Below are 22,146 nucleotides of genomic sequence, written 5' to 3' on the forward strand. Positions count from 1 at the left end.
GCCGAAGAAGGTGACCAGCGCGAACAGCTTGAACCACTGCCTGGCGAACAGGCCGGCCCAGGCTTCGTAGCCGAAGCCGTCGGCGGTCAGGAAGGAAACCAGCAGGACGACGGTGAAGACCGCCATCACGATCGCGGTGAGGCGCTGGGCCAGCCAGTCCTTGACGCCATAGTGGGCACCGACGACGAGGCGGCGCGGGCCGATGTTATTCTTTGCCATGATTTAGAACACTCCGAACAATTTCAGGCCGACCAGCGCGGTCAGGGCCAGGCTAACGACGAATACCCAGACGGCGGTCTTCTGCGAGGTGCCCTTGTCCAGGCCCAGGTGCATGTCCATGACCAGGTGGCGCACGCCGGCGGTGAAGTGGTGCAGGTAGGCCCAGGACAGGCCCAGCAGGATCAGCTTGACGAAGGCGTTGTCGACCATGCCGGCGAAGTGGCCGTAGGAGGTTTCGGACAACAGGCTTTCCTGCAGCAGGTACAGCAGGAAAGGCAGCATCAGGAACAGCGCGGCACCGCTGATGCGGTGCAGGATCGAGACCACCGCCGCCGGCGGTTGTCGAACTTTGAGCGTGATATCGGTAATACCGATATTGCGGAACTCCGGCCGCCCTTTTTTGCCAGCTTCTCTCACGGCTTCGGACATGTAACACCTCCCTTATGAACAACAGTTTTTAGTGAACCCTTGATTTTCGCCGATTTTGTGACGGGCGCCGCCATCCTGGAGCCAGGATGAGGCGGCGCCGCGCGGCGAACCAGGTCACGTCCGTCGCTTACCCAAAACCAACATATTTTAATCGCTAGTTGCGATCGTTGCAGCAGCCCCCTGGTCTGCCACAGCGGCACCTCCGGGTTCCGTCATAGGAAAGAGCCCGGAATGCGCCATTCAGTCCATCTCCGTTACGACAGCTCGTTCAGGTAATGATGGTGCGCGGTCGAATACAGGCCGCGCCGCAGTTCGACCGCCTTGTCGCCATAGGTGAACGAGACGCGTTCCGCGCACAGCAGCGGCGTGCCCTCGGCCACCTTCAGGAACTCGCTGGCGGCGGCATCGGCCGCGACCGCGCGGATCTTTTCGGTCGCGCGGATCATGCGCGTGCCGAACTCGGATTCGAACAGGCCGTACATCGGCCCCTTGTATTCCACCAGCCGTTCCGCCGTCAATCCCTTGAACAATTGCCCTGGCAGCCAGAGCTCCTCCAGGATGGTCGGTTCGCCGTCGAAGGACTGGACACGCTTGATGTAAACGACCGCGTCGCCCGATTTCAGTTCAAGCAGGCGCGCCACTTCGGCGGGGGCGCGCAGGCGCCGCACTTCGACGAAGCGGTTTTCGAGAGGATGGGGAAGGCCCTCGTCGGGCATCAGGCGCAGGAAGCGGAAATGGGCGCGCTCCTCGGCATGGGTGGCCACGAAGGTGCCCTTGCCCTGGCGGCGCACCACCAGGTTCTCGGCCGCCAGCTCGTCGATGGCCTTGCGCACCGTGCCCTGGCTGACCTTGAAGCGTCCCGCCAGCTCGACCTCGCTCGGCATCAGTTCGCCGGGTTTCCACTCGCCGGATTGCAGGCTCTGGGTGATCAGGGCCTTGATCTGCTGGTACAGAGGCCGGAACGAAGGCGAAGCGCCGACATCGCTGGCCGGATTGGACGGGTGGGAATTCATAGACCACGATTTCACCACAAAAGTGCAACACCGTCCAGTATAAGACAGATTAAGACATCTATCTTATATAAGACATATGATATGAATTGACAGATGGAACAACCGAGGAATACACTCGCGGTCGAAGGGTTCGGCGCGGCCATCCTATTGTACGCGCGCGACACCGATTGGATGGATGGCGCTTTTGGTATCATTGCAGTTTGCCCAAACAGGCGTATCCTCGGCTTCGACCGTTTTCATTCCCACTTTGGAGATTCATCATGGCTAAAACCCCAATGCGCGTTGCCGTCACCGGCGCAGCCGGCCAGATCGGCTATTCCTTGCTGTTCCGCATCGCCAACGGCGACATGCTGGGCAAGGACCAGCCGGTCATCCTGCAGCTGCTCGAGATCGACAACGAGAAGGCACAGAAGGCGCTCAAGGGCGTCATGATGGAGATCGACGACTGCGCATTCCCGCTGCTGGCCGGCATGACCGCCCACGCCGACCCGATGACCGCCTTCAAGGATGCCGACGTGGCCCTGCTGGTCGGCGCCCGTCCGCGCGGCCCGGGCATGGAACGCAAGGATCTGCTGGAAGCCAACGCCCAGATCTTCACCGTGCAGGGCAAGGCGCTGGACGCCGTCGCTTCGCGCGACGTGAAGGTGCTGGTGGTCGGCAACCCGGCCAACACCAATGCCTACATCGCGATGAAGTCGGCCCCGAACCTGCCGGCCAAGAACTTCACCGCCATGCTGCGCCTGGACCACAACCGCGCCCTGTCGCAGGTTGCCGCCAAGGCCGGCAAGCCGGTCAGCGCGATCGAGAAACTGACCGTGTGGGGCAACCACTCGCCGACCATGTACGCGGACTACCGCTTCGCGACCGCCGACGGCCAGTCGGTCAAGGACCTGATCAACGACGACGTCTGGAACCGCGACACCTTCCTGCCGACCGTCGGCAAGCGCGGCGCCGCCATCATCGAAGCGCGCGGCGCCTCGTCGGCAGCCTCGGCCGCCAACGCAGCGATCGACCACGTGCGTGACTGGGTGCTGGGCACCAACGGCAAGTGGACCACGATGGGTATCCCGTCGGATGGTTCCTACGGTATTCCTGAAGGCACGGTGTTCGGCTTCCCGGTGACCACCGAGAACGGCGAATACAAGATCGTCCAGGGCCTGGAAATCGACGCGTTCTCGCAAGAGCGCATCAACCTGACCCTGAAGGAACTGGAAGAAGAGCGCGCAGGCGTCTCCCACCTGCTCTGATTCATCAACGCGTGACGGGCGGCATCGCCGCCTGGCACGCCCCGCGCCGTGCCGCATCCGCGGCGCGGCCGATCCCGTTTTATCGACCGACCATGCATCCTTCCGAGGTTTTATTCCAGGGCAAACGCCAACCGCTGCTCCTCCCCGCCTGCGACCATTACGCGGGTTCCGAGAAGCTGATGCGCAAATCGATGGCCCTGCAACAAGAGCTTGGGCCCCTGTTCGACATCACCTTCGACTGCGAGGACGGCGCCGCCGCCGGCGCTGAAAGCGAACACGCCGCCCTGGTGGTGTCGCTCCTCAACAGCGACGACAACCGTTTCAACCGCATCGGCGTGCGCGTGCACGAACCGGGCAGCGTGCATTTCGAAAACGACGTCGCCACCATCGTGGGCGGCGCGGCGAAGCGCCTGGCCTACGTGATGCTGCCGAAGGTCGGCGGCGTCGCCGACGTGCAGGCCGCGATCGACCAGGTCAACCTGTACGCGTCGGCCGCCGGCCGCCCGGACCTGCCGGTGCACGTGCTGATCGAGACCCACGGCGCGCTGCGCGAGGCCTACGACATCGCCGCCCTGCCCCAGGTCGAATCGCTGTCCTTCGGCATCATGGATTTCGTCTCCGCCCACTACGGCGCGGTGCCCGCCAGCGCCATGCGCACCCCGGGCCAGTTCACCCACCCGCTGGTGGTGCGCGCCAAGCTGGAGATGGTGGCGGCCTGCCACGCGCACGGCAAGATCCCGTCCCACAACGTCACGACCGACATCAAGGACAGCGCGGTGGTGGCCAACGACGCCCAGCGCGCCGCCGCCGAATTCGGCTTCACCCGGATGTGGAGCATCCATCCGGACCAGATCAAGCCGATCCTGAAGGCATTCACGCCGCGCCTGTCCGAGGTCAACGAAGCGACGAATATCCTGACCGATGCCATGGCCGCCGGCTGGGGCCCGATTGCCCAACATGGCCGCTTGCACGACCGTGCGAGCTACCGATATTATTGGACGGTACTGCAGCGCGCGAAGCTGGCCGGCCTTGCGCTGCCCGAGGCCGCGGCGGCAATCGTCAACCAATCGGAAACGAGTTCATAATGGCCACCCAACTGTCCACCCTCCTCGCCGCCTGCGCATTCGCGCTGGCGGCCGCCGCCGCATCTGCGCCGGCCAACGCCGCTTCCACCACGGAAAAGCATCCGAAGGCGGAAGACGTCCTGAAAGCCCAGGCCAAGGCCCGGGCGAAGAAATCCGGCAAGGCTGCCGCGGCGGCCGGCGCCGCGGGCGCGGCCGCCGCCGCCGCCGTCGCGGCCGATCCGCTGGACGTGGCGGAACCCGACATCACCGACACGATCACCACCGAGTACGATTGCGAACTCGGCAACAAGATCACGATCTACACCAACGAGAAGGACGATGCCCACATCGCCCTGCGCTGGAAGCAGCGCCTGCACCGCCTGAAACGGATCGGCACGACCACCGGCGCGCTGCGTTTCGAGAATACGCATTACGGCCTGGTCTGGATCGGCATCCCGACCAAGGGCATCCTGCTCGACTCGAAGCAGAACCGCCAGCTGGCCAACGAATGCAAGAACGCCCAACAGGCGGCGACGGTGGCGGCCGTCGTGCCCGAGGTAAAGAAAAGCTGATACGCGGCCACCGCCGACGCATCGCCCCGATGTTATTGCTATTGAAATAACAATATCCCCACTGAAGGAGAGATTATGTCTCGCAACACTCTGAACACACTGAAAGAGTTCCCGGTCGGCGCAGGCCAGACCGGCCAGTTCTACTCGCTGCCGGCCCTGGCCGACAGTCTCGGTGTGAACCTGTCGCGCCTGCCGGTGTCGATCCGTATCGTCCTCGAGTCCGTCCTGCGCAACTGCGACGGCAAGAAGGTCACCGAAGAACACGTCAAGCAGCTCGCCAACTGGGGCGCGACCGCAGAGCGCACCGATGAGATCCCGTTCGTCGTCGCCCGCGTCGTGCTGCAGGACTTCACCGGCGTGCCGCTGCTGGCCGACCTGGCCGCGATGCGCAACGTCGCCGCCAAGACCGGCGCCGATCCGAAGAAGATCGAGCCGCTGGTGCCGGTCGACCTGGTGGTCGACCACTCGGTCACCATCGACCACTTCCGCGAGCCGGGCGCGCTGGACCTGAACATGAAACTGGAATTCCAGCGCAATAACGAGCGCTACCAGTTCATGAAGTGGGGCATGCAGGCATTCGACACCTTCGGCGTCGTGCCGCCGGGCTTCGGCATTGTCCACCAGGTCAACCTGGAATACCTGGCGCGCGGCGTGATGCGTCAGGGCGACGTGTTCTACCCGGACACCCTGGTCGGCACCGACTCCCACACCACCATGATCAACGGCGTCGGCGTCGTGGGCTGGGGCGTGGGCGGCATCGAGGCGGAAGCCGGCATGCTGGGCCAGCCGGTCTACTTCCTGACCCCGGACGTGATCGGCGTCAACCTGACCGGCAAGCTGCGCGAAGGCTGCACCGCGACCGACCTGGTGCTGACCGTCACCGAAATGCTGCGCCGTGAAAAAGTCGTGGGCAAGTTCGTCGAGTTCTTCGGCGAAGGCACCCGTTCGCTGTCGACCACCGACCGCGCGACCATCGGCAACATGGCGCCGGAATACGGCGCGACCATGGGCTTCTTCCCGGTCGACGAAGCCACCGTCGACTACTTCCGCGGCACCGGCCGTACCGAAGAAGAACTGGCTGCCTTCGAGAACTACTACAAGGCCCAGGGCATGTTCGGCATCCCGCAGGAAGGCGAGATCGACTACACCCGCACGCTGCACCTGGACCTGTCGACCGTGACCCCGTCGCTGGCCGGTCCGAAGCGTCCGCAGGACCGTATCGAACTGGGCCACGTGAAGAACACCTTCACCGAGCTGTTCAGCAAGCCGACCACCGCCAACGGCTTCAACAAGAACCCGGACGACCTGGGCAAGGTCTACGAAACGACCAACGGCGTGCGCGTGAAGAACGGCGACATCCTGATCGCCGCGATCACCTCGTGCACCAACACCTCGAACCCGAGCGTGCTGCTGGCTGCCGGCCTGCTGGCCAAGAAGGCGGTCGAGCGCGGCCTGACCGTGGCGCCGCACATCAAGTCCTCGCTGGCGCCGGGATCGCGCGTCGTGACCGAGTACCTGGAGGCCGCCGGCCTGCTGAAGTACCTGGACAAGCTGGGCTTCGGCGTGACCGCCTATGGCTGCACCACCTGCATCGGCAACGCCGGCGACCTGACCCCGGAACTGAACGCAGCGATCGTCGACAACGACATCGTCGCCGCGGCTGTCCTGTCGGGCAACCGTAACTTCGAAGCGCGCATCCACCCGAACATCCGTTCGAACTTCCTGGCGTCGCCGCCGCTGGTCGTCGCCTACGCGATCGCCGGCAACATGACCCGCGACCTGATGACCGAACCGGTCGGCAAGGATACCAACGGCGTCGACGTGTACCTGGGCGACATCTGGCCGTCGTCGCAGGAAATCGGCGAGCTGATGCGCCTGGCGATGAACTCGGACGTGTACAAGAAGAACTACGCGGACGTGAAGGGCAACCCGGGCAAGCTGTGGGAAAACGTGTCGACGACCGAAGGCCAGGTCTACAACTGGCCCGAGTCGACCTACATCGCCGAGCCGCCATTCTTCTCCGACTTCGAGATGACCCCGAAGGCCACCGCGACCGGCATCACCGGCGCGCGCGCCCTGGGCGTGTTCGGCGATTCGATCACCACCGACCACATCTCGCCGGCGGGTTCGATCAAGGAAGACGGTCCGGCAGGCAAGTGGCTGAAGGATCACGGCGTCCTGAAGGCGGACTTCAACTCCTACGGCTCGCGCCGCGGCAACCACGAGATCATGATGCGCGGCACCTTCGCCAACGTGCGTATCAAGAACAAGATGATCCCGGCCAAGGCGGACGGTTCGGCGGTCGAGGGTGGCATCACCATCCACCAGCCGTCGGGCGAGCAGATGTCGATCTACGACGCCGCGATGAAGTACGTGAACGCCGGCACCCCGACCATGATCTTCGGTGGCGAGGAATACGGTACCGGTTCGTCGCGTGACTGGGCTGCGAAAGGCACCCAGCTGCTGGGCGTGAAGGCCGTGATCACCCGTTCGTTCGAGCGTATCCACCGTTCGAACCTGGTCGGCATGGGCGTGCTGCCGCTGCAATTCATCGGCAACGACAGCGTCGAGTCGCTGGGCATCACCGGCAAGGAAACCTACGACCTGAAGGGCCTGGAAGGCGAGATCAAGCCGCAACAACTGGCGACCCTGGTGATCCACCGTGAAAACGGCGAGAGCCAGGAAGTCAAGGTGCTGCTGCGCATCGACACCCCGATCGAAGTCGACTACTACAAGCATGGCGGCATCCTGCCGTTCGTGCTGCGCCAGCTGCTGGCAGCCTGATGCTGAAGGCCCGCGGCGACGCGGGCTGACGCGATGGCAAGAAGGGCCGGACCCGCAAGGGTGCCGGCCCTTTTGTCGTGCGGGCCTTGCTGAAGATTGCCGTCTCGGCCGCTTGGGCTTGGCTGGCAGAAGCGCGTATGCTATGCAATCGACCCGCGTCTACCTTGTCTGGAGCTTGATATGGCCATCACCAATCTATCTGCCGGCACAAATGTCCATGAGATCGCTGACGGCATTTATCGCATCAATACGCCTGTGAACCTCGTACCGGGTGGTTTTTCATTCAATCAATATTTGATCGTGGATGAACAGCCGCTTCTTTTTCACACAGGACCAAGAAAAATGTTCCCTTTGGTGAGAGAAGCCGTTGACAGCGTCATTCCGGTCAGCCAACTGCGCTTCATTGCCTTGTCGCATTTCGAAGCGGATGAATGTGGTTCCCTGAACGAGTGGCTGGCTGTCGCACCCCACTCCGTCCCCTTGTGCAGCAAGGTTGCAGCGATGGTGTCGGTGAATGATGTCGCGGATAGACCAGCCCATGCGATGGCTGACGGCGCCGAACTCCTGCTGGGCAATCGTTCGGTGAAATGGCTGGATGCGCCCCATTTGCCCCACGGCTGGGAAACGGGTTTTCTGATGGAGTCCCGAACCAGGACGCTGTTTTGCGGAGACCTGTTCACCCAGGGCGGCACGGGCGCGGCGGCCTTGACCACGGAGGATATTCTCGACAACAGCGAAGCGTTTCGCAAGCCCATGGATTATTTTTCGCATTCCACCAATACCAGGCAATTGATCGAACACTTGGCAGCCGAATCCCCCCTGACCTTGGCGTGCATGCATGGGAGCGCCTGGAGCGGAGATGGAGCAGCCCTGCTGCGTGCTCTCGGTGAAAGACTCGTCGGCAACGTATCGCAGCCATGGTGATTCTTCCCAGTTGAGCAGTTGCTTGTGCTCGATGGCATGCCGCACATCGCCCATGAGGGCGAACCGCCTCCCCCGGCTGGCAACCCGGTTCGGGCCGGGCTGACCGGACTACACCTCTCCCCACATCCGGAGCAGGTTGTGATAATGCCCCGTCAGCCCCACCACCGCCTCCCCGTCCCCATATTCCGCGCGCAGCTTCTGGATATTCGTATCCAGCTCGAACAGCATCCCGCGCTTCGCGTCATCCCGCACCATGCTCTGGGTCCACAGGAAGGAGGCCACGCGCTCGCCCCTGGTCACCGGCAGCACCTGGTGCACGCTCCCTGAGGGATACACGATCGCATCCCCCGCCGGCAGCTTCACCTCGTGGGTCCCGTAGGCATCCACCACCACCAGTTCCCCGCCGTCGTATTCTTCCGGCTCGCTCAGGAACACCGTGGTCGACACGTCCGCCCGCAGCGGCGGCAGGCCGCCGCGCTGGGCGCGGATGGCGCCGTCCACGTGCAGGCCGTAATGCTCGCCCCCGCCATACGAATTGAAATACGGCGCCAGGATGCGCAGCGGCAGCACCGCCGAGAAGAACAGCGGATTGGCCATCAGTGCCGCACTGACCACCTGCCCCAGCTCGTTCGCCAGCGGCGTGCCCTCGCCGAGCTGGCGGTTGCGCTTGACCTGGGCGCCCTGGCTGCCCACGCTCTCGCGGCCATCGACCCACTCGGGCGCGCCGGCCATCCGTTCGCGGATCCGCGCCACCTGCTCGCGGCTCAGCACACCTGGAATATGCAGCATCATGATGTCTTTCCTTACAACAAAAAAAACCCTCCTGGCACTGCCAGGAGGGTGAATCCGGTCGCCCGGCGGGGGGTGGTACTCGGTACTTCAGAACTTGAGGCTCAGCGTCAAGGTCTGGATGTTAAGCCGCTTCGGGTTCCGCACATCGTGACTGCTTATCAACATCGCCGCGCTTCCTGCCCGGACGATTTTCATGACGCGCCACAAATGAGAACGATTCCCATTATCTTTTTAATTGGCGTGTTTTGCAAGCAAGGATGAGTTGGATCCATCACAAAGGGTAGATGCTTGGCCTTGTGTTCATGGCATGTGGCCGAATCAACTACAATACCGGGGATAAGGGTTTATGATGCCCCCTGGACCTTCGATCCATATTTGACACCTAAAGAGAACCCATACAGCGCCATGCGTCGTCCTTCCAAAGATTCATCCCCTAAACTATCCGCCGAAAGCCAGCGCCTCGTCAGCCTCTCGCAAGCGATCATGCAGGCCGCCAGCCGCGTCGAGGAGCGGGCCTGGGAACGCCAACTGGACACGCAACTGCAAAAACTGCTCAAGACCAACCACCAGGACAGCGTCGACGGCGCGTTGAACATCCTGTTCAAGGACGATCTCGCCTCCTATGATGTACTGATGGACACCGTCGAAGCAGTCAGCGAATCGGCCACCATGGTCGAGCAGCAGGATGGCAGCGACGTCACTTGGCAGGCCCTGCTGGTAGCAGCGCCGATCCTCGCCTGGACGCGGTTCTCTATCGCAACGGGCACGATCCCGGCTGACTTGCTGTCTACCCTGTCCGCCCACTTTTCGGCCCATCTGCTGGCCGAAGGCGCCCGTATTGCGATGGCGCCGACCCTGTACTCCATCGACCAGTTGCCGCGCACCCATGCCGAGACCTATGCGCTGACGCACAAGCTGGCCGCGGCCGCGCACAAGGGCGGCACCATCAAGGCGTCGGCGCGCCCGCCCGAGACCGCGCCCTTCCTGGCCGACACCCGCTACCTGCTGGTGGCGATCGTCGCGCCCCAGAACTCGCCGCTGTTCCGCTGGCAAGAGCCGCAGCATCAGCTGCATTTCGATGAAGAACGCAACCGCGCGCTCGAACAATGGCGCGCCCAGGCCACCGCCAACGTCGCGCGCCTGCTGCCGGGCTGCGGCATCGAGCTGCTGCTGCCGGAAGCCTATTACGTGGCCTGCCGCGAGGCCGACAAGCTGATCCGCCCGATCTCGATCCGCGCGGCGGTCCATTACCTGACCAATACGCTGGGCGTGGAAGCGTCCGACCTGCGCGCCGTGATCGCCGGCTTCGGCGAGGAAGCGACGGAGACCCAGATCGACGAATACCGCGTGTCGTTCACGATGCGCCAGAGCGCGGACGTGGTCTACGGCATCGTCTGGCCGCTGTATGGCCAGGAAGACGAGAACGGCACGCCGATGGAAGGCCCGTTCGCGATCAGCCCGACGCCGCTGACGCCGATCAACGAGATCGTCGCCCACCTGAACGATGCGGGCATCGCCCACATCAAGCGGATCAACGAGCGCTACGTGGCCGAGTACTGCGACGACTGCGGCGCGCCGCTGTTCGCCGACCCGACCGGCGAGCTGGTGCATGCTGAAATGCCGGAAGACACCCCCACGGGCACCGAGCACTTCCACTGACGCCACAACCAGGCGCTCCCGGCGACGGGGGCGCGCATTCAGGGTCAGGTCTGTCATTCGGACATGGACGCACGACCCTTGCGAAATCTCAGAACGGTTTTAAGTATGCTGAGACTTTTTTCCTCTTCCGTCATGGTCCATGATGCGCGGGTTGCGGTGACAAATGTGAACCGAGCATTGACGAGTTTGGGATAAACAAGCCAGCATTTTGTGATAGAACAAAGGTGCTCGCTCGGTGTCCGAATGTCAGATCTGACCCTGAATCCTTATGATCGAACTTCACATTCGCCCGGAACTGCCCGCCGACATCGCCGCGATCGACGCGGTCGAGCGCGCGGCCTTCGCCAGCCATCCGCACAGCAACCAGACCGAGCACCTGATCGTCGAGCGCCTGCGCGGGCGCGGCCGGCTGACGCTGTCCCTGGCCGCGCTGGAAGGGAGCGGACGGCTGGTCGGGCACATTGCCTTCTCTCCGGTGACGATAGACGGCCAGGACCACGGCTGGTATGGGCTCGGACCGCTGGCCGTGCTGCCGCAGGCCCAGGGCCGCGGCGTCGGGACCGCGCTGGTGGAAGCGGGACTGGCCTGCCTGCGCCGGCGCGGCGCGCGCGGCTGCGTGCTGGTGGGCGAGCCGGGCTATTACGGCCGCTTCGGCTTCGCGCCGCTGGCGTCGCTGCGCTACCCCGGCCTGCCGCCCGAGTATTTCCTGTCGCTGGCGTTCGCCGAACCGGCGCCGGCAGGCGTGGTCGCCTACGACGAAGCCTTCGCCTGAGTGTCTTCCCTGCCGGCGGCGGGCAAGGCGCCGCCGAAGCGTTCCGCCAGGCCGAGCTCCTGAAAACGCCGCAGCACGAAATCGACGAAGACCCGTGTCTTCGCCGGCAATAGCCTCCGGCTCGGGTAGTAGATCGCCAGCGGCAAGGCCTGCGCATACCAGCCGGGCAGCAACTGCTCCAGTTCCCCGCGCTCCAGGAAAGGCAGCGCATGCGGCAGCGGCAACAGGGCGATGCCCAGCCCCGCGGACGCGGCGCCGGCCATCGCTTCCGGGTCGTCGCACACGGCCACGGTCCGGAAGTCGACGGCCGCCTCTCCGCCCTCATCGTTGCGCAGGGTCCACGTATACAGCCTGCCGGTGCGGATCGAGCGCCGCCCGATGCCGTCGTGCTCCGGCAGTTCGCCCGGCTCCCGGGGCCGGCCGCAACGCGCCAGGTAGGCGGGCGAAGCCGTAGCCACGATGCGTACGCGCGCCAGTTCGCGCGCGACCAGCCCCTCGCCGAGCTCGATCCCGCCGCCGATCGCCGCGTCGAAGCCCTCCCCGATCAGGTCCACCTGGCGATTCTCGAAATGCAGGTCGGGAACGATGTCCGGATACTGGCGCCGGAACGCGTCCAGCATGGGCACGAAATAGGTGCGCCCGACCGCCGGCGCCATCGAGACCTTGAGGGTCCCGGACGGCCCCACTGCGCCCGCGCGGGCGGCGTCCACGGCGGCCGCGATCCGCTGCCAGGGTTCGGCCACCTCGCGCAGGAACTGCCGCCCCTCGTCGGTCAGGTGCAGCTGGCGCGTGGTGCGCTGGAACAGGCGCACGCCGAGCTGGCGCTCGAGGCTGGCCACGTTCTTGCTGACCGCGGCCGGGGTCAGGCCCAGCCGCCGTGCGGCGGCCGAGAAACCGCCCTCCTCGGCGCTGTAGATGAAGGAGGCGAGATGGCTGATGGATGCGAGCATGGCCCGATTTTATACCTGTGGTTGAAAGTCATTCGACCTTTTGCAGGCTAGTTCGCAACCCCGGGGCCGCCGATACTGACTGCTCCCAAACACGTTTCTTCAGGAGTCCATCATGAACGCAGCAATCCAGGGCAAAGTGGCATTCGTTACCGGCGGTTCGCGCGGCATCGGCGCGGCCATTTCGAAGCGGCTCGCCGCGCAAGGCGCCATCGTCGCCTTCACTTACCAGCAATCCAGCGGCGCCGCCGAGGCGCTGGTGCGCGAGATCGAAAGCGCCGGCGGCAAGGCCCTTGCCATCCGCAGCGACGCCGGCGACCCGGCGGACCTGACGCGCGTCATCGACGGGGTGGCGGAACAGTTCGGCCGGCTGGACATCCTGGTCAACAATGCGGGTGTCCTGCTGCTGGGCCCGATCGACGAGTTCGGCATCGAGGACTTCGACAAGACCGTCGCGGTCAACGTGCGCGCGCCCTTCGTTGCCGCCAAGGCCGCGGTGCGCCACATGAAGGAAGGCGGACGCATCATCAACATCTCGAGCGTCAACGCGCTGCGCATGCCCTTTGCGGGCGGCGCGGTCTACGCGATGAGCAAGTCTGCGCTGAGTGCGCTTGCGAAAGGCATGGCGCGCGACCTCGGACCGCGCGGGATCACGGTGAACAATGTCCTGCCCGGTCCGGTGGACACCGACATGAATCCGGAAAATACCGAGTTCGGCGCGACCATGCATGCCTTCATGGCCCTGCCGCGGCACGGTCGCCCGGAAGAAGTGGCCTCGATGGTGGCCTACCTGGCCGGCCCGGAATCGTCCTTCGTGACCGGGGCCGACCTGCTCGTCGACGGCGGCTTCGGCGCCTGACGAACACCACGGGCCGCGCAGCGGCCCGTGGCAAGCCGGCATCAGAACCGGATGTTGGCGGTCAGGCTGGCCGAGCGCGGCGCACCCGGGGTGTAGCGGTAGCCGCTCTTGTTGATGGCAGCCACGTATTCCTCGTCGGCGAGGTTGTACACGTTCAGGCGCAGATCGACGTTGTCGTTGATCTTGTAGCTGGCCATCGCATCGAACACCCAGTACGCATCGGCGTAGGCCGGGGTGCCGATCGCGCCGTCGGTGCCGCGCGCCAGCTTGCCGCTGTAGCGGGCGCCGCCGCCGAGCTTGAAGCTGCTGTTCACGTCATACGTGGTCCACAGCGTGAACGAGGACTTCGGCGTGTAGGTCAGGCTGTTCTCGCCCGCGGCGGTGACCAGGCGGCCGGCTTCGACGCTGGTGTCCATGTACAGGTAGCCTGCGCTGACCAGCCAGTGCGGGGCCAGCTCGCCGATGGCGCCGAGCTCGACGCCCTGCACGCGCTTGCGGCCGGTCTGGTACCACTGCAGGTCGACCGGATCCTGTTCCACCTCGTTCTTCACTTCGGTGCGGAACAGCGCGGCGCTCAGCGACAGCTTTTGCTTGAGCAGGTCGAGCTTGCCGCCGATTTCGGTCGTGGTGGTCTTCTGCGGCTCGTAGATCGGGTTCTGGGCGCTGTTGGCGTTGCCCGACACGGTGAAGCTCGAACCCGGCGGCAGCTTCGAGCTGGCCACCATCGCATACACGCTGCTGTTCGCGGTCGGCTTGTACAGGGCCGAGAACTTGCCGTTGTACACGGTGTCACCGACATCGAACTTGGTCGGCACCAGCACGTTGTTGGTCAGGGTCACGACGTTGTAGTCGCCGCTGTAATGGTCGGCGCGCACGCCGCCGTTGAAGATCCAGCGATCGCCGACCTTGATCGTATCGAACACGTACAGGCTCTGGGTGTCGATCTCGCCCTGGGCGAAGGCGCCGGTGCGGCGCAGCGCCAGGCCGGTGACCGGGTCGGCCGGGTCCGGGTTATACAGGTTGGCGGCCGGCATCGTGCCCAGGCCGGTCAGGCCGTAGGTGAGCTGGCGCTCGTTCACCAGTTCCAGGCCGGTGACCAGGGTGTGCGACAGCGCGCCGGTCTCGAACTGCGAGGTCAGGACGGTCTGGTTGGTCAGGATCTTGTTTTCCTGGTCCTTGACGGTACGGGTGCTGCGCGCCACGGTCCAGGTCGACGGGTCGGTCGGGACCGGGGTGCGCAGATTGGCCGCGTTCGCCAGCCAGGCGGTCAGCAGATAATCCTGCTTGGTGCGGCCGTAGCGGCTGATGTTGTGCAGCTTCAGCTTGGGCGAGAAGTCATGCTCGATGCGGACGGTGGCCATGTCGGCCTTGATGTCGTCGTAGTCGTCGTTCGAACCATAGAAATTCTTCGGATCGACCGGCTTGGCCGCGCTGATGAACGGACGGGTCGGGTCCGGGCTGGTATAGCCGGGCAGGCCCACGGTCGAGACGCCGCCGTCAGGGATATTGTTCTGCTTCACGTGCAGGTAATCGAGGTGGACGCGGGTCGCGCCGTTCAGGCCGAAACCCAGGCTCGGGGCGACCGCCCAGCGCTTGTTGCGCACCACGTCGCGCGCCGGGTTGTCCGAATCCTGGGCCATCACGTTCAGGCGCAGGGCGATGCCGCGCTCGGCGTTCAGGACGGTGTTGGCGTCGGCGCTGACGCGCTTCTGCGATGCGCTGCCGCCGGTGATCGCGGCGGAGACGGCGTCGGCCATGAAGGCCTTCTTGGTCACCAGGTTGACCGAGCCGGTCGGCGAACCGCGGCCGCTGTCGGTGCCCGCCGGGCCCTTGACGACGTCGATCTGTTCCAGGTTGAAGGTGTCGCGCGAGACCGAGCCGATATCGCGTACGCCGTCGACGAAGATGCTGCCCGAGGTATCGAAGCCGCGCATGAAGATCGCGTCGCCGGTATTCGTGTTGCCGTTTTCGCCGAGGAAGAAGGCGCCCACACCCGGGGTGTTGCGCAGCGCTTCGGTCAGGGTCAGCGCGCCCTGCTGCTCGAACAATTCCCTCTTGATGACCTGGACCGTCTGCGCGGTGTCGACCAGCTTCTCGGTGTACTTCGGCGACGAGGCGTGTTCGGCACGGAAAGCATTCTCAGCCTTGCCAGCCACTTCCACCGTCGCTACGGGTTTGTCCGACATTGCCGGCGCAACGGCGGCTTCGTTTGCCTGCGCCGCCAGCGGCAGCAGGACGGCGGCCAGGGCCGTGCTCATCGCTTGGGCAGGAAGGTGGCGATGCTTGCGGCTAGTGATTGCTTTCATGCGATTTTTCTCTCTTTCGAATATGTCAGAACTGAAATGCTGCATTGATACAACTATTCTAAGGAAAAGGTAAAGATATGTAAACGAGAATTGTTCTTATTCGCATTCGTATTCTAATGGTGTATCCTGAAGGAGGAGCTTGAGCTCAGGCATAAGCATGAGCGGAACTCCCCAATGAAGCGCCCTGGATAGTTTCCACATGGCATTTTTTTTCCGTAAAGCGTTACAATCAGCGATTGACGTCAATACGCACGGGCACGCCGCATGAAAAACTGGATCCATCGCTTGTTGGGCGCTCAGGACAGCGCCGCTTCCGAAGAGCAAGCTCCCGACGCGTCCGGCGAGCCGTCCAGCGAAGCGCTCCAGGACCTGGACGCCGCCTACTACCGCTGGCTGACCAGGTCGGCCGCCATCGCCGCGCCCGGCGACACCAAGGCCCTGCTGCTCGAGCAGATGCGCGGCCTGGCGCGCAATCCCGGCGTAGCGGCCGAACTCGTGCCGCGCGTGCCGGAACTGATCCCGCGGCTGCTGCGCGGCCTGCGCAGCGACGAGGTATCGGCCGCCGAACTGTCGCGCCAGGTGGCGGAGGATGTGGTGCTGGTGGCCGAAGTGCTGCGCGAGGCGAACAGCGCGTACTACAACCCGATCACGCCGGTGAAGACCCTCGAGGCCGCGATCATGATGCTGGGCCAGAACGGCATGCGCATCCTGCTGGCGCGCATAGCCTTCCGGCCGGTCATCAGCATGCAGGCGGAGGGTTTCGCGCGCCAGGTGGCCCCGCACCTGTGGAACCAGTCCGAGAAATGTGCGCTGGCGGCCAGCCTGCTGGCGCCGGGCCAGAGCAATGGCGTGTTCGAGGCCTACCTGGCGGGACTGATGCAGAACGTCGGCCGGATCGTGGCGTTCCGGCTCACCGATCGCCACTGCCCGGACGGCAAGGTGCCGGGTTCGCGCGAGTTCGGCCTGCAGCTGCTCGCCCTCAGCAGGCAGCTCTCGGCGGTGATCGCGCGCCACTGGGAATTCCCGGACAAGGTGGTGGAGGCCATCGCCCGGGCCGGCGAACCGGACGGAACCGGCCTGGGCCAGGCGCTCGCGCGGGGCGACCACCTGGCCAAGCTGCGCCTGCTGATCGACGCGGGGGTGCTGGGCAAGGACGATGCCCTGGTCGCCGGGCTCGACAACTTCGAGCGCCGCTGCCTGGGCAAGCTGGAGACGGTCGGCGCCTGAGGGGCGCTAGCGGTCGGCGTAGTAGCGCGCCAGCTGCGCGATCTCGCTGTCGGTCAGCCCGTGCGCCGCGTTGCGCATCTGGCGGTTGATGTCGTTGGCGCGCCGGCCGGCGCGGAAGGCGAGGAGCTGGTCGCGCAGGTAGGTCTCGGACAGGCCTTCCAGCACCGGCGTGGCCGGCCGCACCGCATGCGGGCTGTGGCAGGATGAGCAGGCGCCGATGCTGCGCATCGGATCGCCGTTGCGCACCAGGCGCGGCGTGCCCTCCTCCGACGGCTCGATCGCCGAAATCCGTTCGCGCTCGAGCGAGGCGTAATAGGCGGACAGGTCGCGCATGTCCTGGTCGCTCAGTTCCAGCACCAGCGGCTGCATGATCGCGCTCGGCCGGTGGCCGGAGGCGAAATCGCGCAGCTGCTTGTAGGTCGCCGACGCCGGCTGCCCGGCCAGGTGCGGCGTACCGGCCGGACTGGTGCCGCGCGCGCCGTGGCACATGGTGCAGCTCATCGCCAGGGTGGCGCCATTGCCGATCGATGCCTGGCCGGCCTCCCCCATCATGGTGGCGTTCACGATGACGCTGGTCGGGAACTTCTGCTCCGGCGTCGGCAGGCCGGCGCTCCGGTAGGGAGCGGGCGCCCCGGCGGCGCTGCAGATCGCGTCCCACAGGCTTTCCATGGCGGCGCGCGCATGGGCGCGCGGCACCCACACGAAGCCCACCATGGCCGCGCCGAAGGCGATCGCCACCACGATCGCCACGCTCCAGGTGAACCAGCGATTACGGAACGAAAAGATCTTGTCGTCGCTCATGGCTGCGCTCCTACCGGAACCGCCGGCACCGAGGTCTGCTCGAGCCCGATGAGCTGGGCGATCGGATAGCCGTAGTTCACCACCGACAGCCCGATCATCAGGGCCAGCCACAGGGCATAGCCGTTCAGCGCCGCCGGCATCCTTCCGCCCGCATGCACTTCCTGGCTGAAGCGGAACTCGGGCAGGCTGATGTGCTCGGCGCGATGCCCGCGCAGCAGAATCAAGAGGAACAGCAGGCCCGACACGACCAGCAGCAGGCCGCCCATGAAGGTGATGATGACGGTGATCGCCTGCGGCGCCAGTTCCGGATTGCTGTAGTCGAAATAGGCCATCCGGCGCGGCATGCCGAGGATGCCGACCACGTGCCACGGGAAGGTCAGCACGATCATGCCGACGAACCAGAGCCACAGCTGCCAGCGCATCATCTTCCCGGCCACCAGGCGCTTGCCGGTCAGGTGCGGCCACAGGTCATAGGCCAGGGCGAAGTACATGATGACGATCGCCCCGCCGAAGATCAGGTGGAAGTGGCCGGTGATCCATTGCGTGTTGTGGATGGCGAAATCGAGCTGGTAGCTCATGTTGATCAGGCCGCCCGCACCGCCGAAGCCCAGCAGGATGAAGGAGAACGCGACCGCCAGCATCATCGGGTTATGCCAGGGCAGCTTCCTGAGCCAGCCAAAGGGGCCGCTGCCGCCGCGCAGCCGCCCGGCGATCTCGACCGAGGCCGTGATCGTGAAGATCGTCAGCAGGGTCGGCACCGACACCATGGCGGTGAAGACCGCGTGCAGGAACTTGACGCCGGAACCGACCTGCGGATCCTGGAACAGGTGGTGCACGCCGATCGGCATCGAGAACACCAGGAACAGCACGAAGGACATGCGCGCCATCTTGTCGCTGTAGAGCCGTCCGCCGATGGCGCGCGGCACCAGCGTATAGAACGCGATATACGCCGGCATCAGCCAGAAATACACGATCGCATGCAGGGTCCAGGAAAAGAACACCCGCGCCAGCCCGGCATCGATGGTCGACTTGAAGCCGAGCGCGACCGGCAGGATCTGGAACAGGATCTCGATCGAGGCGCCGAGCGAGGTCCAGGCCCACAGGTAGGCGCCGGCCAGGTTGGCGAACATCGGCAGCGGCACGGTGGCGCCCGGCTTGGCCGCCTTCCACACCTTCAGGTTGACCACCATCAGGGCCACCCAGATCCAGGAACCGACCACCACCAGCACCACGCCGATGTAGTAGAAAGGATTGCCGATCAGGGGCGGATAGAAGGTGTACAGCACCGTGGCCAGGCCCATCGAGACCGGGATCATGGCCGTGACGGTGCCCAGCACCACCAGGAAGAAACCGGTCCAGGCCCAGCGCCGTCCGACCAGGCGCTGCCTGAGCGAGAGTTCGACGATCGCGTAGCCGAAGCCCATCGCGACCAGGGTCGGGAACACATAGCCCATGGCCGTGCCATGCGCCGTCACCGCGCGGTAGTAGAGCTCGGGATTGCCGATCCAGTCGCGCAGCGGACTGCGGATGTACATCTGCCATTCGCCCAGCAGGAGCGCGACGAAGAAGGCCGCGAACGCGACCCAGAAATGGGCCAGCACCAGCCGCCTGGAATCATTGCTGAACACAGCTCACCCTCCTTCCGCCGGCCGCCTGCCGCATGAATTCCTCCTTGTCGATGATCTTGATGCGCGCCCACATCGCGGCATGCCCGACGCCGCAGTATTCGTGGCAGGGCATGGCGTGCTCGCCGGTCTTCTCGAACCTGGTGTGGAAGTTCGAGACATAGCCGGGAACCAGCATCACGTTGACATTGCTCTGTCCGACCGAGAAGCCGTGCACCACGTCGGCGGCGGTGCCGCGGATCTGGATCGGGGTGTCCACCGGCACCGCGATGCAGGACGGCGTGAACGAATACTGGTTGGCCACCAGGCGCAAGGTCACCGTGCCGTCGGCTTCGGCGACCGCGCCCAGGTTGTGCTCGACGAACTCGCCGGCCAGGTGCAGGGTGCCGGGGTCGATGGTCTCGGTGCGCACCGGCGGCATGGCGGCCCAGTGCACGCTCATGTAGACGACCATCCCGACCAGGAAGGCGATGATGGCCCCGACCAGGAGCGCCCAGCGCGACTCGGCCGCATGGGCGACGGCGCCGCTGTCGGCGGCATGGCGTGAGTTGGCCATCAGTCCCCTCCCCGCGCGAGGTAGACGAAGACATAGAAGGCCAGCCAGATCGCCATGACGATGGCGACCGCAAGCCCGGCCACGGCGAAGGCGCCGCTCGGTCCCTGTGCGACGATGGCGTCGACCCGTTGCTGGTCGCTGCTGGCGTCGCTCTCGGCCGGTTCGAGAATCATGATTACTCCTTGTTTCAACTTATTGTCGACTTGTTTCTTGACTACTCGACGGTCGCCGAGCGCAGTTCGTTCACTTCGCGGACCGTCACCGGCGCGCCGCGGTTGCCCCAGGCGGTACGGATATAGGTGACCACGGCGGCGAGGTCGTGGTCCGACATCGAATGCGCGAACGGCGGCATGCCATACGGCATGGGATTGCGGCGGGTGCCCGGCGGATAGCCGCCGTTGAGCACCATGCGGATCGGATTGACCGCGGACGTCATGGTGATCGACTGGTTGTTCGCCAGCGGCGGGTAGTGCGGCAGCTTGCCGCGCCCCTGCTCGCCATGGCAGCTCGCGCACTGCGCCATGTAGACGCGCCGTCCCTGCGAGTGCTGCTGGGTGACGTCGGCGCGCGCCGGCGCCTTGCCCGGATCGACATTCACCGGCAGGTCGGACGGCAGGCTCTTCAGGTACACGGCCATCGCGCGCACGTCGGCGTCGTTCATGTACTGCAGGCTGTTGAAGGTCACCTCGGCCATCGGCCCGTAGACCGTGCCGCGGTTCGACACGCCCTTCTGCAGCAGGTCGACGATGTCCTGGATCTCCCAGGTGCCGAGCCCGGCTTCCTTGTTCGAGTTGAGCGCCGGCGCATACCAGTTCTGCATCGGGATCAGCCCGCCCTGGAAGGCGCGCTCCTCGGACGAGCCGCCCAGCATGTTGATCGGCGTATGGCACATCGCGCAGTGGCCGAGGCCTTCGACCAGGTAGGCGCCGCGATTCCATTCGGCCGACTTGCTGCGGTCCGGCACGAACTCGCCTTCCTTGAAGTACAGCGTGCGCCAGCCGATCAGCAGCGCGCGGTTGTTGTATGGGAAGCGCAGGTCGTGCTCGCGCGTCTGCAGGCGCACCGGCGGCACCGAGCGCAGGTAGGCGAAGATGGCGTCGTTGTCGGCGCGGCTCACCTTGGTGTAGCTGGCGAAGGGCATCGCCGGATACAGCAGCTCGCCCTTGCGCGAGCGTCCGGTGCGCATCATGCGGTGGAAATCGTCCGCGCTCCACTTGCCGATCCCGGTCTCGGGATCGGGGGTGATGTTGGGCGCGTACAGGGTGCCGAACGGGGTCGGCATGGCCCGGTTGCCGGAGAAGATCTTCTGGCCGGGAACGGTGTGGCAGGCGATGCAGTCGCCGGCCTGGGCCAGGTACTTGCCCCGTTCGATCAGGGCCTGTTGCGCGCCTTGCTGCGCCGCCGGCTTTGCCGGTGGCTGCTGCGCCATGGCCGGGGCCTGCGCCGTTGCCAGCAGCAAGGCCGGGACCAGGCAGCGTGCGAACCTGCCGAAGTTTCTTGCGTAACTCATCAACATGACTCCTACTTCGGCTGGGACTGACTGCCGCAAGGCATCGGCAGCTGGACGCCGCTCGGCTTGGCGGGGCGCGCATTGGACACCGGCAGCGAGGCCAGGTAGGCCGACACGGCCGCCACCTCGGGTTCGCTGAGGCTGGCTGCGATCACCTGCATGCAATCGGGCGCGATCGCGGTGCGCGTGCCGTAGCGCCAGGCGCCGAGCTGGGCGCTGACGTAATCGGCGCGCAGTCCGAGCAGTCCCGGGACGCCGGGTTCGCGCCCGGCCAGGTCGACGCCATGGCAGGTAGTGCAGGCGGGGATGCGCCTGGCCGCCACGCCCTGGGTCGCGATCTGCTGCCCCTGGCCGACCAGCTGGGCGGACGGCTTCGCCCCCGCCTGCGCCAGGGGCGGCGGATTCTGGGCGGCGAAGTATTCCGCCATCTTGAACAGGTAGGAATCGGGGAGATAGGCCAGCAGGTAGTTCATCGGCACATACTTGCGCCGGCCATCGCGGAAGGCCACCAGCTGGTGGTACAGGTAGCCGGCCGGCTTGCCCGCCAGCCGCGGAAAATAGACGTTCTCGACACCCCGCCCGGCATCGCCATGGCACCCGACACAGGCGGCGACGCGCGCCTCCATCGTGTCCGGGATCCGGTCGGAGACCGATTGACCCTGTGCCGTCGCGGCGCCGGAACACGCGAGCAGGGTCAACAGGATTGACCTCTGGACTAGCTTCACTATGACCCCTCAAGAATATTTACCAGTTGCAACTGCTAAGAATCTCTCAGGTGTGGTTAGATTACCATCTGCCAGATGGCGCGCCTCCCGCTGCAAAAGGGATAGATCGGGGCTT

At 65.2% G+C, this 22,146-nt stretch carries 21 protein-coding genes; 9 read left to right on the forward strand and 12 right to left on the reverse strand.

The features are described from left to right. The 3 genes from sdhD to H162_RS0123630 form a co-directional block, all read right to left on the reverse strand. A partial coding sequence (gene sdhD / locus H162_RS0123620; RefSeq protein WP_020655962.1) for a succinate dehydrogenase, hydrophobic membrane anchor protein occupies positions 1-219 on the reverse strand: 219 nt, incomplete at its 3' end. A gap of 3 nt (positions 220-222) precedes the next feature. Continuing rightward, positions 223-648 (reverse strand): succinate dehydrogenase, cytochrome b556 subunit, encoded by a 426-nt coding sequence (gene sdhC / locus H162_RS0123625; RefSeq protein WP_229452227.1) that lies wholly within the window; start codon positions 646-648, stop codon positions 223-225. A gap of 254 nt (positions 649-902) precedes the next feature. Then, positions 903-1,661 (reverse strand): GntR family transcriptional regulator, encoded by a 759-nt coding sequence (locus H162_RS0123630; protein WP_020655964.1) that lies wholly within the window; start codon positions 1,659-1,661, stop codon positions 903-905. 260 nt (positions 1,662-1,921) lie between these two features. On the opposite strand from H162_RS0123630, the gene H162_RS0123635 reads away from it, so the two are divergent. From H162_RS0123635 to H162_RS0123655, 5 genes are all read left to right on the forward strand, one after another. Further along, entirely contained in the window at positions 1,922-2,908 is a 987-nt protein-coding gene (locus H162_RS0123635) for a malate dehydrogenase (RefSeq protein ID WP_026355008.1), read from the forward strand. A gap of 92 nt (positions 2,909-3,000) precedes the next feature. Then, a complete protein-coding gene (locus tag H162_RS0123640; RefSeq protein ID WP_026355009.1) occupies positions 3,001-3,993 on the forward strand; it encodes an HpcH/HpaI aldolase/citrate lyase family protein in 993 nt (330 codons plus the stop codon). Next, positions 3,993-4,544 carry a hypothetical protein gene (locus H162_RS31720; RefSeq protein ID WP_020655967.1) on the forward strand — a complete coding sequence of 184 codons (552 nt, stop codon included), beginning with the start codon at positions 3,993-3,995 and terminating at the stop codon, positions 4,542-4,544. The genes H162_RS0123640 and H162_RS31720 overlap by 1 nt, the downstream gene beginning before the upstream one ends. A gap of 75 nt (positions 4,545-4,619) precedes the next feature. Beyond that, positions 4,620-7,328 (forward strand): aconitate hydratase AcnA, encoded by a 2,709-nt coding sequence (acnA, locus tag H162_RS0123650; RefSeq protein ID WP_020655968.1) that lies wholly within the window; start codon positions 4,620-4,622, stop codon positions 7,326-7,328. Between the two features lie 180 nt (positions 7,329-7,508). Then, positions 7,509-8,252, forward strand: coding sequence for an MBL fold metallo-hydrolase (locus H162_RS0123655; protein WP_026355010.1), 744 nt, complete (start codon positions 7,509-7,511; stop codon positions 8,250-8,252). A gap of 108 nt (positions 8,253-8,360) precedes the next feature. On the opposite strand, the gene H162_RS0123660 is transcribed toward H162_RS0123655, so the two are convergent. Next, complete coding sequence (locus H162_RS0123660; protein ID WP_020655970.1) at positions 8,361-9,044, reverse strand: Fe2+-dependent dioxygenase; 684 nt, start codon at positions 9,042-9,044, stop codon at positions 8,361-8,363. A 405-nt stretch (positions 9,045-9,449) separates the two neighbouring features. Between H162_RS0123660 and H162_RS0123665 the strand changes: the two genes are divergently transcribed. Together H162_RS0123665 and H162_RS0123670 are read left to right on the forward strand one after the other, a co-directional pair. Continuing rightward, positions 9,450-10,703 (forward strand): DUF2863 family protein, encoded by a 1,254-nt coding sequence (locus H162_RS0123665; RefSeq protein WP_026355011.1) that lies wholly within the window; start codon positions 9,450-9,452, stop codon positions 10,701-10,703. A gap of 268 nt (positions 10,704-10,971) precedes the next feature. Continuing rightward, entirely contained in the window at positions 10,972-11,475 is a 504-nt protein-coding gene (locus H162_RS0123670; protein WP_020655972.1) for a GNAT family N-acetyltransferase, read from the forward strand. Here H162_RS0123670 and H162_RS0123675 read toward each other — a convergent pair. Continuing rightward, positions 11,454-12,425 carry a LysR family transcriptional regulator gene (locus tag H162_RS0123675; protein ID WP_020655973.1) on the reverse strand — a complete coding sequence of 324 codons (972 nt, stop codon included), beginning with the start codon at positions 12,423-12,425 and terminating at the stop codon, positions 11,454-11,456. The genes H162_RS0123670 and H162_RS0123675 overlap by 22 nt on opposite strands. A gap of 112 nt (positions 12,426-12,537) precedes the next feature. Between H162_RS0123675 and H162_RS0123680 the strand changes: the two genes are divergently transcribed. Continuing rightward, a complete protein-coding gene (locus tag H162_RS0123680) occupies positions 12,538-13,281 on the forward strand; it encodes an SDR family oxidoreductase (protein WP_020655974.1) in 744 nt (247 codons plus the stop codon). Positions 13,282-13,322: 41 nt separating this feature from the next. Here the strand turns inward: H162_RS0123680 and H162_RS0123685 are convergent, their stop codons facing one another. After that, positions 13,323-15,587 (reverse strand): catecholate siderophore receptor Fiu, encoded by a 2,265-nt coding sequence (locus tag H162_RS0123685; protein ID WP_026355012.1) that lies wholly within the window; start codon positions 15,585-15,587, stop codon positions 13,323-13,325. Between the two features lie 285 nt (positions 15,588-15,872). Here H162_RS0123685 and H162_RS0123690 point away from each other — a divergent pair, with 285 nt between their 5' ends. Continuing rightward, entirely contained in the window at positions 15,873-16,814 is a 942-nt protein-coding gene (locus H162_RS0123690; protein ID WP_229452229.1) for an HDOD domain-containing protein, read from the forward strand. Positions 16,815-16,820: 6 nt separating this feature from the next. Here H162_RS0123690 and H162_RS0123695 read toward each other — a convergent pair whose 3' ends face one another. Genes H162_RS0123695 through H162_RS0123720 form a run of 6 tightly spaced genes read right to left on the reverse strand, consistent with a single transcriptional unit; the run spans position 16,821 to position 21,932 of the window. Further along, complete coding sequence (locus H162_RS0123695; RefSeq protein ID WP_020655977.1) at positions 16,821-17,615, reverse strand: c-type cytochrome; 795 nt, start codon at positions 17,613-17,615, stop codon at positions 16,821-16,823. Beyond that, complete coding sequence (locus H162_RS0123700) at positions 17,612-19,216, reverse strand: cbb3-type cytochrome c oxidase subunit I (protein WP_026355014.1); 1,605 nt, start codon at positions 19,214-19,216, stop codon at positions 17,612-17,614. Before H162_RS0123700 ends, H162_RS0123695 begins: the two co-directional genes overlap by 4 nt. Before the next feature lie 13 nt (positions 19,217-19,229). Beyond that, positions 19,230-19,796 carry a cupredoxin domain-containing protein gene (locus tag H162_RS0123705; protein ID WP_020655979.1) on the reverse strand — a complete coding sequence of 189 codons (567 nt, stop codon included), beginning with the start codon at positions 19,794-19,796 and terminating at the stop codon, positions 19,230-19,232. After that, a complete protein-coding gene (locus H162_RS34815; RefSeq protein WP_020655980.1) occupies positions 19,796-19,969 on the reverse strand; it encodes a hypothetical protein in 174 nt (57 codons plus the stop codon). The genes H162_RS0123705 and H162_RS34815 overlap by 1 nt, the downstream gene beginning before the upstream one ends. A gap of 41 nt (positions 19,970-20,010) precedes the next feature. Next, positions 20,011-21,306, reverse strand: a complete 1,296-nt coding sequence (locus tag H162_RS0123715; protein ID WP_020655981.1) for a c-type cytochrome — start codon at positions 21,304-21,306, stop codon at positions 20,011-20,013. Positions 21,307-21,317: 11 nt separating this feature from the next. Next, positions 21,318-21,932, reverse strand: coding sequence for a c-type cytochrome (locus H162_RS0123720; RefSeq protein ID WP_020655982.1), 615 nt, complete (start codon positions 21,930-21,932; stop codon positions 21,318-21,320). Between the last annotated feature and the right edge of the window lie 214 nt (positions 21,933-22,146).

It is taken from the genome of Massilia niastensis DSM 21313 (assembly GCF_000382345.1).
GTDB lineage: Bacteria > Pseudomonadota > Gammaproteobacteria > Burkholderiales > Burkholderiaceae_D > Telluria > Telluria niastensis.

Bases quoted from the DNA above. Each gene is read 5' to 3' on its own strand.
- sdhC (WP_229452227.1), bottom strand. From the start codon at position 648: ATGTCCGAAGCCGTGAGAGAAGCTGGCAAAAAAGGGCGGCCGGAGTTC.
- H162_RS0123630 (WP_020655964.1), bottom strand. From the start codon at position 1,661: ATGAATTCCCACCCGTCCAATCCGGCCAGCGATGTCGGCGCTTCGCCT.
- H162_RS0123635 (WP_026355008.1), top strand. From the start codon at position 1,922: ATGGCTAAAACCCCAATGCGCGTTGCCGTCACCGGCGCAGCCGGCCAG.
- H162_RS0123640 (WP_026355009.1), top strand. From the start codon at position 3,001: ATGCATCCTTCCGAGGTTTTATTCCAGGGCAAACGCCAACCGCTGCTC.
- H162_RS31720 (WP_020655967.1), top strand. From the start codon at position 3,993: ATGGCCACCCAACTGTCCACCCTCCTCGCCGCCTGCGCATTCGCGCTG.
- acnA (WP_020655968.1), top strand. From the start codon at position 4,620: ATGTCTCGCAACACTCTGAACACACTGAAAGAGTTCCCGGTCGGCGCA.
- H162_RS0123655 (WP_026355010.1), top strand. From the start codon at position 7,509: ATGGCCATCACCAATCTATCTGCCGGCACAAATGTCCATGAGATCGCT.
- H162_RS0123660 (WP_020655970.1), bottom strand. From the start codon at position 9,044: ATGATGCTGCATATTCCAGGTGTGCTGAGCCGCGAGCAGGTGGCGCGG.
- H162_RS0123665 (WP_026355011.1), top strand. From the start codon at position 9,450: ATGCGTCGTCCTTCCAAAGATTCATCCCCTAAACTATCCGCCGAAAGC.
- H162_RS0123670 (WP_020655972.1), top strand. From the start codon at position 10,972: ATGATCGAACTTCACATTCGCCCGGAACTGCCCGCCGACATCGCCGCG.
- H162_RS0123675 (WP_020655973.1), bottom strand. From the start codon at position 12,425: ATGCTCGCATCCATCAGCCATCTCGCCTCCTTCATCTACAGCGCCGAG.
- H162_RS0123680 (WP_020655974.1), top strand. From the start codon at position 12,538: ATGAACGCAGCAATCCAGGGCAAAGTGGCATTCGTTACCGGCGGTTCG.
- H162_RS0123685 (WP_026355012.1), bottom strand. From the start codon at position 15,587: ATGAAAGCAATCACTAGCCGCAAGCATCGCCACCTTCCTGCCCAAGCG.
- H162_RS0123695 (WP_020655977.1), bottom strand. From the start codon at position 17,615: ATGAGCGACGACAAGATCTTTTCGTTCCGTAATCGCTGGTTCACCTGG.
- H162_RS0123705 (WP_020655979.1), bottom strand. From the start codon at position 19,796: ATGGCCAACTCACGCCATGCCGCCGACAGCGGCGCCGTCGCCCATGCG.
- H162_RS34815 (WP_020655980.1), bottom strand. From the start codon at position 19,969: ATGATTCTCGAACCGGCCGAGAGCGACGCCAGCAGCGACCAGCAACGG.
- H162_RS0123715 (WP_020655981.1), bottom strand. From the start codon at position 21,306: ATGAGTTACGCAAGAAACTTCGGCAGGTTCGCACGCTGCCTGGTCCCG.
- H162_RS0123720 (WP_020655982.1), bottom strand. From the start codon at position 21,932: ATGGAGGCGCGCGTCGCCGCCTGTGTCGGGTGCCATGGCGATGCCGGG.